Annotated in this window: 11 protein-coding genes and 1 tRNA gene; 4 read left to right on the top strand and 8 right to left on the bottom strand. The window is 37.8% G+C overall.

Annotated elements, in window-relative coordinates; translation table 11 throughout:
* Positions 1-316 precede the first annotated feature (316 nt).
* The 3 genes from Q0093_RS09820 to Q0093_RS09810 form a co-directional block, all read right to left on the bottom strand.
* Positions 317-1,897 carry a C25 family cysteine peptidase gene (locus Q0093_RS09820; protein ID WP_297930000.1) on the bottom strand — a complete coding sequence of 527 codons (1,581 nt, stop codon included), beginning with the start codon at positions 1,895-1,897 and terminating at the stop codon, positions 317-319.
* Positions 1,898-1,911: 14 nt separating this feature from the next.
* The gene (locus Q0093_RS09815; RefSeq protein ID WP_297929998.1) at positions 1,912-2,973 is read right to left on the bottom strand and encodes a hypothetical protein; all 1,062 of its coding nucleotides are present in this window, start codon (positions 2,971-2,973) and stop codon (positions 1,912-1,914) included.
* A 251-nt stretch (positions 2,974-3,224) separates the two neighbouring features.
* Positions 3,225-3,298, bottom strand: a tRNA-Ile gene (locus tag Q0093_RS09810).
* A 361-nt stretch (positions 3,299-3,659) separates the two neighbouring features.
* On the opposite strand from Q0093_RS09810, the gene Q0093_RS09805 reads away from it, so the two are divergent.
* Both Q0093_RS09805 and Q0093_RS09800 read left to right on the top strand, forming a co-directional pair.
* Positions 3,660-4,274: an HAD family phosphatase gene (locus tag Q0093_RS09805; RefSeq protein ID WP_297929997.1), complete on the top strand. Its 615-nt coding sequence runs from the start codon at positions 3,660-3,662 to the stop codon at positions 4,272-4,274.
* A gap of 8 nt (positions 4,275-4,282) precedes the next feature.
* Positions 4,283-5,230 carry a bifunctional riboflavin kinase/FAD synthetase gene (locus Q0093_RS09800; protein ID WP_297929995.1) on the top strand — a complete coding sequence of 316 codons (948 nt, stop codon included), beginning with the start codon at positions 4,283-4,285 and terminating at the stop codon, positions 5,228-5,230.
* A gap of 11 nt (positions 5,231-5,241) precedes the next feature.
* On the opposite strand, the gene Q0093_RS09795 is transcribed toward Q0093_RS09800, so the two are convergent.
* The 4 genes from Q0093_RS09795 to Q0093_RS09780 all read right to left on the bottom strand — a co-directional run bounded on the left by Q0093_RS09795 (position 5,242) and on the right by Q0093_RS09780 (position 8,137).
* On the bottom strand, positions 5,242-5,712 hold the full coding sequence (locus Q0093_RS09795) for an Lrp/AsnC ligand binding domain-containing protein (RefSeq protein ID WP_294176470.1): 471 nt from the start codon (positions 5,710-5,712) through the stop codon (positions 5,242-5,244).
* Between the two features lie 126 nt (positions 5,713-5,838).
* Positions 5,839-6,585 (bottom strand): FKBP-type peptidyl-prolyl cis-trans isomerase, encoded by a 747-nt coding sequence (locus Q0093_RS09790; protein ID WP_297929992.1) that lies wholly within the window; start codon positions 6,583-6,585, stop codon positions 5,839-5,841.
* A 92-nt stretch (positions 6,586-6,677) separates the two neighbouring features.
* Entirely contained in the window at positions 6,678-7,535 is an 858-nt protein-coding gene (locus Q0093_RS09785) for an FKBP-type peptidyl-prolyl cis-trans isomerase (protein WP_294176474.1), read from the bottom strand.
* Positions 7,536-7,552: 17 nt separating this feature from the next.
* Complete coding sequence (locus Q0093_RS09780; protein WP_294176476.1) at positions 7,553-8,137, bottom strand: FKBP-type peptidyl-prolyl cis-trans isomerase; 585 nt, start codon at positions 8,135-8,137, stop codon at positions 7,553-7,555.
* Between the two features lie 420 nt (positions 8,138-8,557).
* Between Q0093_RS09780 and Q0093_RS09775 the strand changes: the two genes are divergently transcribed.
* Positions 8,558-9,247, top strand: coding sequence for an NAD-dependent deacylase (locus Q0093_RS09775; RefSeq protein ID WP_297929990.1), 690 nt, complete (start codon positions 8,558-8,560; stop codon positions 9,245-9,247).
* A 73-nt stretch (positions 9,248-9,320) separates the two neighbouring features.
* Here the strand turns inward: Q0093_RS09775 and Q0093_RS09770 are convergent, their stop codons facing one another.
* The gene (locus tag Q0093_RS09770; RefSeq protein ID WP_294176478.1) at positions 9,321-11,135 is read right to left on the bottom strand and encodes a Na/Pi cotransporter family protein; all 1,815 of its coding nucleotides are present in this window, start codon (positions 11,133-11,135) and stop codon (positions 9,321-9,323) included.
* A gap of 198 nt (positions 11,136-11,333) precedes the next feature.
* Here Q0093_RS09770 and Q0093_RS09765 point away from each other — a divergent pair, with 198 nt between their 5' ends.
* Positions 11,334-13,007 carry a nucleoside kinase gene (locus tag Q0093_RS09765; RefSeq protein ID WP_297929988.1) on the top strand — a complete coding sequence of 558 codons (1,674 nt, stop codon included), beginning with the start codon at positions 11,334-11,336 and terminating at the stop codon, positions 13,005-13,007.
* Positions 13,008-13,014: the final 7 nt, after the last annotated feature.

Raw genomic sequence — 13,014 nt, 5'->3', positions numbered from 1 at the left:
AAACGGGAAAACAGACCGGAAGAAAGCGCAAAAATGACCTGATAATATTTTTTTATCGGAAAATTTAGACAAGCTCTAATACTTCTGTTTCAAAAAATAAAAATATTCAGTTCATATCCATATCCAAAATCGAAATTATAATGATCAAAAAAATTCAATAGCCTGCCTAAATCTTATTGAAAAATTTAGACAGGCTATTGAATTTCAAACAGAATCTATTTTCGTTCTGAACTTAATACTACAAATATAAAAAATTAATCATCTATCGAACTTCAACAGATTATCTCCCATAAATATCTAAATAACTACATTATTTTCATTCCGCTACTAAAATACGACGGACAATATATCTTCCGTCACTTTGCAAATGTAAGAAATAAGTGCCCGGCTCTACATTCAAAGGAATAGAAGTACTGAGATCGACTTCGGCTTTTCTTATAAGGCTTCCGTCTAAAGAATATATTGAAATAACAGCTGAAGAAGCAGATAATCCGTCTATATGAATTTCTCCCCGTGACGGATTAGGATAGATCGTCACAGAAGCATCATTATCAGCAACTTCTAAACCAGAACCATCTCCGATAACAACTTGTCCCATATAAGTAACCTTATCAAAAGCTGTCACCGTAACAGTCAATATCTTATCTCCTGTTACCGCCGGAAAATCAAGTATGGCTTTCCCGTTTTCAACAGGCTGCACAGCCAATAAATTATTCCCTTCCGACAAGGCTACGACAGCACCATCTTTATCACAACCGACAGATAAAGACGTAATTCCATTATCTGCCGCCCCGATATGCGAAACGGCCATTCTTCCGGGAATACGGGTGCGTAACATCATACTCGGATCTCCGAACAATATCCACTCTTTTGTAGCATCTTCTCCACTACCTTTATATTTTTCAATCACTTTCCGATATGCTTCATTCGCAACTTCACCAAAAGTTTTCCGGGAATCGGGAATATCCGAAGAAGTCATGATTCTGACCATTTCATCTTGTCCCAACATCGGTGGATTCCAAGTAACCTGAGCTGAAAATCCCAACATTCCAACCGCCCCTATCGGCTCTCCAGCACTATTACAAGCCCGCAAAAACGATTCGGCAAAACAAGTCCCGGTAGCGAATTTTCCATTATCACATCCGGTAGAAATAATTACAGGAAATTTTCCTTCATTAGACAATGCCGCTACATCCGAAACCGAAAAGTCTGAAGTAGCCCAACCCGACATAAAACCATGTCCCGCATAATTCACAATTCCGCAACCTGCATTCAACAAATCCGTCAACTCTTTTTTCGTACTTGTCTCATACGCCGTATAACCATATTGCTCCAAAACCGAATTCACTTGACGGATATGCTGAATATCCGTCTCGTCATTGTCTCCTTTATCCACAGCTGAAGGATCTGCAATACCTACACATTGCGAAAGCCAGACCGCATTCTCATCTACACTCTTTTCATAAAAGATAATCTTCTCGACTTGGGCTCTGACATCATCTGCCGTTTCCGCAGAAAGACGGCCGACTAAAATATCAGGGGGATATGTTCCGGAAACATATCCGTATTCAGCATCGGTATAAGGTGTAAATGGTGTTACGTCATAACCGGGAAGATAATTAATTGGTATCTGCTTTGCGTCTCCCACCAACAAAAGATAACGATTATGATGCGTTTGGTAATAATCCTTTACATAATCCCCTAAATCCTCATACGTCTCTCCGATCTCCGACATAGAAACCATTTGCGTCGGAATTCCTTTCTGTATCTTCCATGTTACAAAAGGTTTCATTTCTTCCATATATTCCGGTGCACATACAACCAACATCTGGGCATGTAACAGACAAGACATCCCCCATAAAAATACACAACAAATCAAAAATTTTACTTGTCTCATACTCTCTCCTAATTTTATTTAATGCGGAAATTTTTATAATAATCTATTTTCATATTACCTGAAGTAATTATAATTTTATATAAATTCGGAGATATCCCATATAAAGAAACACGGTCTCCTAAATATTCATAATGTGCAATTTCTCCTTCTTTATACCCTCCGATTTTTAATTTTTGAGGCCAAAAATGAATATAAAGCCGGACCGCCAAATCTGCAGTACCGACAATCTCACAACGAGTTATATTATTGTGTCTACCCTCTTTTTTTATATAATACCTCACATTTAAATACTCTTTTTCTGTTGAAATACGAGGTTCGTATCTTTCCATAACCCCCGATTGAACAGCTTTAAAATCAACCGGTGTCAGTTTCATCAGGTCTCCTTGCAAAAACAACGACAAACGGGGCATTGCAAAATCGAGATCGATACCATAAAAAACAGTAAATTGTCTATGAGGAGCAACTTCTTCCATTGCCCGGCTCAAATAAAGATAAGGGTTTTCTACCAAAGCAAGACTATCGGCTTTTTGTGCCGCTACTTTATTAATACTATCTTGACGAAACAATCGCTCCTTGCGTTGAAGTTCCTCTAAAGCAATCCGGGCTTTTTTCAAACTATCTCGACGGGCTTTTTCCAAAACAAGCTTCTTTCTTTTCTCTAATTCCCGAACCTTTTGATATTTATCATAAGCATCTCTCTCTCGCTGATAATAAGAAATATCCCATCCGTCGTTCACTACTTTCAACAAAGACAAATCATTTGAAATATTATTAAGAACAACGTCCTTATTTTCATGATACCTTTTATTCTCAATATCGAGATCTTTCTGCAAGCGAAAGATTGTTGCGGCAACTTTAGAATCAAGAACCTTATCCAATTCATCTTGCGGTACGCGCAAAATCGATAACGTATCACCGATAGTATCGAGTCGCAAATAACGCTGTATGAGTAAAGTTTTCTGTTTGGCGATCTTCTTTTGTTTTGATTTAGAAACAGCATCTGAAATCAGCCCAAATTGTGCATAAGCACAAAAGGGGAATATAAATAACAAAGATAAAAGCAATATCTTGCGCATATCATGCTTTTTAATACAGTCGATAAAAAGGAAAAATTTCTTATCAGAAGTTCTTTACAAAAGAAAAAACGTCAGAAATATACTATTCATTTATGCAAATGAAATAAATATCAGTGAAATAATAAAATATTAAAAACAAAATTACATATCGATCTAAAATATTTTTTACCAATTCATTATCAGACATCTGATATATGAAAAAAAAATCGTCTGTTAGATACAAATCTAACAGACGATTTAAACTATAAATGTGGTCCCACTTGGGCTTGAACCAAGGACCCCCTGATTATGAGTCAGATGCTCTAACCAACTGAGCTATAGGACCGATTCGGAGCATTCCCGAAAGTGATTGCAAAAGTAATTTTTTTTTTCGAATCACCAAAATTATTTTTTGTTTTTTACATCAAGTATCTGCATTCATACTTCAATTATCACTCCAAATCAGACAAACTTTATCTGCTGTTCAATAATATTCCGAAAATCTTTATCGCTGACTCAAGTTATAGAACTTGTCTAAATTCGTAATATTAAAACAATTGATACCGAATATACTAACACATGAAAAAGTTCTACCACTTTTCTCTCGAATATTGGAAATAAACGTTAATAGAGAAACGTTTCATATCTCATCGATAAAGTTTGCTTATTTTTGTAAGCAATTTCATTAATAAAAATTTACCGGTATAATGAAAAATATCAAGACTATTATCTTTGATTTAGGCGGTGTTCTAATGGATCTCGATAAACAACGATGTATCGACGCATTCGAAGATCTGGGATTTTCCGATATTACTGAATATTTAGGAGAATATGAACAGAAAGGAATGTTCATGGACTTGGAAGACGGAACTATTTCTGCAACCGAATTTCGGGATGAAGTTCGAAAACATATCGGTGAAGCAATCACAGACCAACAAATCGATGAAGCATTCAACCGTTTTCTTGTAGGGATACCAGAACAAAAACTGACATTATTACATCAACTGCATAAATCTTACCGGCTTTTTATGCTCAGTAATACAAACCCTATTATGTTCGAAAGCCGGATTCCCGAACTATTCCGGATACAAGGGCTAAATATTCCTGATTATTTCGATAAATTATATTTATCATATCAACTCGGCGTAACGAAACCCTCTCCGAAAATTTTTGAAAAGATCATTGCCGATTCCGGAATATTACCACAAGAGACGTTGTTTCTCGACGACTCACAAAAGAATATCGACGCTGCCCGTAAATTCGGATTTCAAACCTATTTAGTTGCTCCCCGAGAAGATTTTTCATTTATTTTCGGCTTATAAAACTTCAAATGCAGATCATAGAACAATCTCATACTATTATCAGAACCGAGATAGTTGCCGGAATCGGTTTTTTCGACGGAGTGCATTCCGGACACCGATCTCTAATCTCCGATATCATTTCTACATCCCGGAGTCGGAATATGTCATCGGCCGTAATTACATTCCGTAATCATCCCCGAGAAATATTACATAGCGATTACTGTCCTCAACTGATTAATACTTTCGAAGAGAAAATCGATAACCTTTCTGAAACCGGACTGGATTATTGCATCGTGCTTGATTTTACACCGGAAATATCTCAAATGTCTGCGTTTGAATTTATTAAATTCCTGATAGAAAATTATTCGTTGAAATGTCTTTTCATAGGATACGATCATCGTTTCGGACATAATAGGAGTGAAGGCTTTGACGATTATGTAAAATACGGAGAAACATTAGGAATAGATGTTCTACAAGCCAAAATGTATATACCCGAAAAAAATCATATAAATGTAAGTTCTTCCGTAATCCGTAAACTAATTAATGAAGGTAATGTATCCGAAGCAACTCAGTTGTTGAGTCATCCGTATGCACTTCAGGGATATGTCATTCCAGGATACCAAATAGGCAGAAAGATAGGGTTTCCTACCGCAAACATAGCCATAAACAATCCGCAAAAAGTGATTCCGGCAAACGGAGTATATGCCGTCAAAATAATAGTAAATAGAGAACAGCGTTATAATGGAATGGTAAATATCGGAAAACGTCCTACGGTACATTCAGACGGAGAAACTTGTATAGAAGCCCATCTGTTTGATTACTCAGGCGACCTATACGGACAGTACATCGAAATACAATTTATCGCCCGTCTCCGTTCTGAAAAGAAAATGAACGGATTGAAAGAATTGACCGATCAATTACAAAAAGATAAGGAGCATGCTATGAACATACTCCTTAACTCTTCTATTCCGTGTTAGGGTATTATACCTTATTCTTCACTTCTCTTTCTAATAGGAATCTCTCGATTCATACTTTGTTCCAAAGAAATCAACGTCTCAGTAGCCGTAACCCCCGGAATTTCCTGAATGCGGCCATTCAGTAACTCCATAAGATGCTCATTATCCCGGGCATAAAGCTTACATAACATCGTATATGGACCAGTCGTGAAATGGCATTCCACAACTTCGGGAATTTTCTCCAATTCAGGAACTACATCCTTATACATAGACCCCTTTTCCAATCTTACCCCAATATAAGTGCAGGTACGATATCCAAGTATTTTAGGATTTACATGATATCCAGAACCGACAATCACATTCATATCGATCATTCTCTGGATACGTTGATGAATCGCTGCTCGCGAAACTCCGCATTCTGCAGCCACATCCTTAGACGGAATACGCGCATTGCGCATAATAATTTCTAATATCTGCCTGTCAAGGTTATCTATCTTTTCCATATTCAAAAGCTATAACAAATCATTTTGACAGCAAAAGTAAGGTTTATTATTGAATAAACCTCGAAATACTATAAGAAATCAGCAAAAAGAAAGTTACAATTTTTCATTGTGCTACATTTATCCCTTTTAACGAATTATCTCAAGCAATTCGACTTCAAAGATCAATGCCGAATTTGCCGGAATATCTTTTCCTGCTCCACGTTCTCCATATCCCAACTCAGACGGAATATAAAAAATATATTTAGACCCTACCGGCATCAACTGCAAACCTTCTTGCCAACCGGCAATAACCCCACCAACAGACAACTCGAGGGGTTGTTGACGATCATAAGAACTGTCAAATTTTTTCCCGTTTATCAACTTTCCCGTATAATGAACTTTTACTCTATCATTTATAGTCGGTTTTTCTCCTGTTCCCTGTTTCTCTACTACATACAATAGTCCGCTCTCCGTTTTTTGTACCCCAGTCTCAGATGCTTTGGCAGCCAAAAAGGCTTTTCCCTCCGCAAGATTCTTTTCTGCGGCAATCTTCTGTTTTTCTCGGGCAATACGCTGCATCTCCGCCCCGAATTTATTCAAGATATCGGTTGCTTCCTCTTTTGTAAATACCGTAGAATCATTCAATAAAACATTATTGAACGCCTGTACGAAAATTTCCGGCTTCAACTCAAAGTCACTTCGTTCTTTAATATCTTTAAATGCAGCCTTAATTCCGTTCCCGGCATCTATACCAAAAGCATAACTGATACTATCTACCTTTGCCGGTAACTGTATCTGTTCCTTTTGCTGTTTTTTAGAAGCTTTTCGCCTTGCTTGTACAGGTACTACTGAAATTATCAACAATATAACCAACAGAAATTTCAATGTTCTCATAATATTATATCACTATCTAATTTATTTTTGAAAAGAAAAAGAGAACCGAACATTTCGTTCAGTCCTCTTTTTTTATCCTATACTATTGAAGTTTATTTATCAACGCTCAGCAATTCGATTTCGAAAATTAATGTCGAGTTAACCGGAATACGTGGATTAGGATTTGTTCCATAAGCCAATTCTGCAGGAATATATACTTCATATTTCGAACCCGGAGTCATTAACATCAATGCTTCGTTAAATCCCGGAACCAATTGTCCTACAGACATCGCTACTTTCTCACTGGCATCGAATTGAGTACCATCGATCAAAGTTCCTTTATAGCTTACAGTTACTTTATCATTTTCAACGGGTTTTTCTCCCTTACCTTCTTTGACTACTTTATACAACAAACCTGAAGCTGTTTTTTGCACACCTGCTTCTTTAGCTTTTTTTGCCAAGAATGCTTCCCCGTCAGCTTTATTCTTTTTTGCTTCAGGAGTATTCGCCAATTTTTCAGCTTCCTCTTTTTGTTTTTTCAGTTGTATAGCTTGCATTCCGTTACGGAAAACTTCTTCAGCCTGAGCTCTTGAAATCAAAGTAGAATCTTCTTTTAATGTAGCGAACAATGCCGATAAGATTTCTTCTTTATTCATCTCGATACCCTGTTTTCCCATCTGTTCGATCTGTTGTTTCATATTCGAACCGATAGCTGCTCCAAATTCATAAGAAAATTTCGCACTGTCCGAATTTACGGTAGATTGCATACCTCTGATGAACTGATCTATATCCACTTTTTTAGGATATTGCTTCAATCCCATAGCCAAATCCGTACCATTCAGTACACCAAAAGCATAACTGAGACTGTCCACACCGTCTGCTAAAGCAGCACCACTTTTTTTATTACAAGAAGTAAGTCCCATAGCTACTAAACCTGCAGCCAAGACTGAACATAAGACTGTTTTTTTCATTGTGTTTGTGATATTATTTATAATACTTTTAATAGTTCGACATCAAATATTAAAGTAGAATTAGGGGCAATCTTGCCTCCCGCACCATTCTCTCCATAGGCCAGATCAGAGGGTATAAATAGTCTCCATTTAGAGCCTTCCGGCATCAATTGCAAAGCCTCTACCCAACCCGGTATTACCTGACTTACACCAAAAACCGCAGGTTCTCCCCGTTCAACAGAGCTATCGAACACTTCTCCATTGATCAATGTTCCATGATAATGGCACTGTACCCGATCTGTTGCAGCAGGTTTCTTTCCTTTACCTTCGGTCAACACTTCATACTGTAACCCGCTCGGTAAGACCACCACTCCGGATTTCTTTTTATTTTCAGCCAAAAATGCCTCTCCTTCTGCTCGGTTACGATCATTGACTTCTCGTTGCATCTGCGTAAAGAAATCATTAATCACCTGTTTTGCTTCGTCATAAGTCATTTCGGGTTTCTCACCTTCATATACAGCTTTTACTCCATTAGCAAAATCCGTAACCGAAAGAGTCTGGATACCTGAGCTTTTAAAATTGTTACCCATACTCAGCCCCAGTGCATAGCTTAATTTATCCATATATAATTGTTGTTTTTAACGGAAGTTTTCTTAGAGCTGTCTAAATTTTCCGACAAAAAATATTATCAGGTCATTTTTGCGTTTTCTTCCGGTCTTTTTCCCCGTTTTCTCTCGTCAGATAGCCCGCTATCTTCCTCGTAAAATCAGAGAAACATCCTCGGAAGAAATTCTCAAAACTGACCCGAGTAAAATTCAGACAGGCTCTTAACCTCCCGTATCTCCATCCGGTTTTTAATTACCGGACGAAGATAGAGTTTTTATTGTATAGTTCTTTTATTTTCTATTAAAAAAAAACATAAATTTGCAACTAATAAACAGCATAATCGTTTAAAAGTAAATGTATAACACTCAGACGATATATTTTGTTGAACAAATATTTTAAGAAAATAAACGTTATCATGCTAAAAATAGAGATCCAAAATGAAAAAGCTGATCGTATTAACCGGTGCCGGCATGAGTGCCGAAAGCGGATTATCAACATTTCGGAGCAGTAATGGACTTTGGGAAAACCACCGCGTCGAGGATGTAGCGACACCTGAAGGCTGGTATCGTAATCCAGAACTGGTTCTTGATTTTTATAACGGATTACGAAAAGCCCTCATTAAATCCGAACCCAATGCAGGACATAAAAGATTAGTGGAATTGGAATCGGATTATGATGTACATATTATCACTCAAAATGTCGATAATCTACACGAACGTGCAGGCAGTTCTCACGTAATACATTTACACGGGGAACTCATGAAAGTCCGTTCGGTACGGAACGAAAAACTAATTTATACACTCACACCTGAACATTGTGAAATTCATCTTGGAGATAAGGCTGAGGACGGAGGTCAATTACGTCCGCATATCGTATGGTTCGGAGAAGCTGTCCCCATGATAGAGCCGGCAATAGATTTAGTATCAGAAGCAGATATTTTTGTCATCATCGGAACTTCTTTAAACGTATATCCGGCCGCAGGATTGCTAAATTATGTCCGGACAAATGTTCCCATATACCTGATTGATCCGAATGATGTTCACGATCCTTCGGGACGAGTAAGCCATTTTATTCGAAAAGGAGCTTCCGAAGGAATGAGAGAATTGATCGAGATACTAAAAAAATAATAAAAAGCGAAAAAGACCGAAATGCAAGATATTTCGGCCTTTTTTCGCTTTTTATATACAAGTCAAGTTATGATTAATTCATTCTCCTTTTTTCTTTCACTGCTTCGACTACATTAACCACATAATCCCCTAATTTCTCACATTCCGAGATAATGTCCATAAAATAAATGCCGGACTGATATTCATATTTTTTAGAATTAATATTTTCGATGTTCTCCATTCTGAGCTGATTCCGGAAATTGTTAATTTCCATCTCCTTATTATAGGATTTATTCAAATCAGATTCTGCCATGTCATTCTTATCAAGAATAACATTCATATTATCAAGAGCTTCGCTTACCAGTTTGAACATCAAATCTATATCTTTTTCTATACCTTCATTAAATTCGACTTTTGCTTCCTGCTTCCGAATCACGGTCCGAGCCAAATGAAAGCAACTATCTCCGATACTTTCTATTTCGGTAGTCATCGTCAACATCGCGCTTACCTGCAATTTTCCATCGTAACTTAAACGCCCGTCTGCAACTTGATTCAGATATGCCGCAATCTCCAATTCCATCCTATCGCTGATCTTCTCATATTTTTCGATCCGACTATATATCTTAGAAAAAGTCTCGCTCCCCTCCCTTTCGTGAATCAAATCTTTTACCATTCCGAACATCCGCTGTGTTCTCTGCCCATATAAAGCAATCTCCTTTTTCGCCTGTAAAAGAGACAGCTCCGATGTAGAAAGCATTCCGCCGGAAATGAATTTAAGTTGAAACTCTTCATCATCACTATGCTTCAGTTTAATAACCCGAGTAACGATTTTCACATACAAGTTTACAAACCAAATCATCACCAAAACATTCAGAATATTGAACACCGTATGAAAAAGAGACAAAGCATAAGACACTGTAACCTGCATTCCTTGATATTGTGCTCGCAATGCCAACTCATCAGCAGACAGTCCGGCTGCACTCTCTGCAGAAATACGATTCACAACTGCAGGACTATGATGTTGAATAAAAGTCATCAAGTCTGTCGGAGATCCCCCCGTAAGTTCTTTTACCAAAAAACCGATAAAATGAGTAAACGGGAAAAAGAGAATAAGCATCCAGCATACTCCGAAAATATTAAACATAAAGTGCGCAAAAGCTGCACGCTTTGCCGAAACATTAGCCGACAAAGCCGCCAGATTAGCCGTAATAGTCGTTCCGATATTTTCGCCCAAAACCATTGCGGCAGCTATATCGAACGAAATCCAACCCTTACTGCACATAATCAGAGTAATTGCCATTGTCGCACTGGAAGATTGAACGACAATAGTAACAATCGTCCCTATCAATAGAAAAAGCAATACCGACAGATAGCCCATATTGGTGTACTCGGTAAGAAACGAAAGTATCTCCGGATTATTTTGAATGTCAGGAACTGAATTTTTAAGAAACTCAAGTCCCATAAACAAAAAAGCGAAACCGATAATAAACTCTCCCCAAGATCTCCTCCGACTATTTCCGGAAAAAATAAAAGGAATCGCCAAACCGATCAATGGAATAGCGAATAAACTGATGTTTACCTTAAAGCCAAAAATAGAAATTATCCACGCCGTTACGGTAGTACCCACATTGGCACCCATAATAACCGACACCGACTGTGTCAAAGAAAGTAAGCCTGCATTTACAAAACTGACAACCATCACCGTCGTTGCGGAAGAAGATTGTATAAGAGCGGTAATCAACACTCCGGTAAGCACACCGGTCACCCGATTGGTAGTCATCGCAGTAAGAATTCCTCTCAACCGGTCTCCTGCCACTTTTTGAAGCCCTTCACTCATAACTTTCATCCCGTACAAGAATAAACCCAATGAGCCAATAAGCGTCAAAAAGTCAAAAAATGTGTACTCCATCTCGATTTACTTTATTTGATATTTTGTTTAATCCGCAAGAATATAATATATTTAGCGTGCATAATAGCTGAATGCAAATTTGAGGCAAAAATAAAAAAAATAAGAGAATTTACGACAGAGTAGATCATTGAATTTTCTTGAGAATGTAATATTTATTCAATCTCTGTTGCAAATCAAACATACTATAACAAATAAACTATGAGTAATAAAGTGCTGGTCCACTGTAAAAACACCGACCAAATTCTTGAAATAAACGAAGGCGATTCTCTGCTTCAAATATATGGTCAATCAGGGGTAAAACTGCCATATCAAGTGCTCTGTGCACGAGTCAATAATAAAACCGAAGATCTCGATTATCGAGTATTTCGTCCTAAAGATATAGAATTTATCGATGCCTCTCATCCATCCGGTATGCGAACGTACGTACGCTCTCTCTGCTTTGTCTTTTATAAAGCGTTGGAAGACGTAATGCCCGGAGCTCGGTTACGGATCGAGCACTCTATATCGAGAGGTTATTTCTGCGGGATCAACAACCGACAAGAAATTTCTCAAGAGACCACCGATCGCATAAAAGCCCGAATGCGAAAAATCATAACAGATAATCTGCCTTTCCAGCGAATCGAATGTAAAACGTCTGATGCCATAAAACTTTTCCAAGAACAAAATCTGTTGGATAAGGTCGACTTACTGGAAACTTCAAAATCTTTATATACGACTTTTTACAGACTCGATAACCTCATCGACTACTATTACAGCTGTCTGGTTCCTTCTACCGGATACCTGAACTTATTTGATCTGATCAAATATGACGGCGGGTTATTGTTAGTTCCCCCTTCGGCTGAAAATCCTTCGGTTTTGGGCACTGTAGTAAAGCAAGATAAAATGTTGGCTGCATTCAAAGAATATATACATTTCAATTCCATTATCGGATTGAATAACGTCGGTGATTTAAATCTCGCCATAGAAAACCGTCAGGCAACAGATTTGATCAAAGTTTCGGAAGCTTTACATGAAAAGAAAATCAGCAATATCGCCGATGAAATAACCAGACGTAACCGAAACGGAGATGGAGCACGAATTATCTTAATATCAGGACCCTCATCTTCTGGTAAAACAACTTTTTCAAAACGACTGGCAATACAATTAATGACAAACCTGATACGTCCGGTAACCATTTCTCTGGACAACTATTTCGTAGAACGGGAAGAAACTCCTCTCGATGAAAACGGAGAATACGATTATGAATCTTTATATGCCCTCGATCTGGAATTATTCAATAACGACATCAACAGACTTTTAAAAGGAGAAGAAATAGACCTGCCCACTTATAATTTTGAAACAGGTAAAAAAATATATCGAGGAAACAAACTAAGATTAAAAGAATCGGAAGTTCTTATATTAGAAGGTATCCACGCTTTAAATCCGGATTTAACCCCACAAATCGAAGATAAATTAAAGTTCAAAATATATGTATCGGCACTGACATCTATATCCATAGATGACCATAACTGGGTACCGACAACAGACAATCGGCTATTGCGTCGCATCATCAGAGATGCAAAATATCGAGGAAGCACGGCACAAAGTACAATAGCCCGTTGGCCGAGTGTGCGCAGAGGTGAAGAAAAATGGATTTTTCCTTATCAGGAGAATGCCGACGCCATGTTCAACTCATCGCTATTATTTGAACTCGCCGTTTTAAAACGGAGGGCAATGCCTATCCTAAACGCCGTCCCCAGAGATTGTACCGAATATGGAGAAGCAAACCGCTTACTCAAGTTTCTGGATTTCTTTTTGCCTCTTAACGAGCATGAAATTCCCCCGACATCTTTATTACGAGAATTTTTAGGAGGCAGCAGTTTCAAATATTAATTCCATT

Source organism: uncultured Coprobacter sp. (genome assembly GCF_947855755.1).
GTDB lineage: Bacteria > Bacteroidota > Bacteroidia > Bacteroidales > Coprobacteraceae > Coprobacter.
The sequence above is the reverse complement of the archived record's forward strand: the minus strand, read 5'-3'. Positions and strand labels throughout refer to the sequence as shown.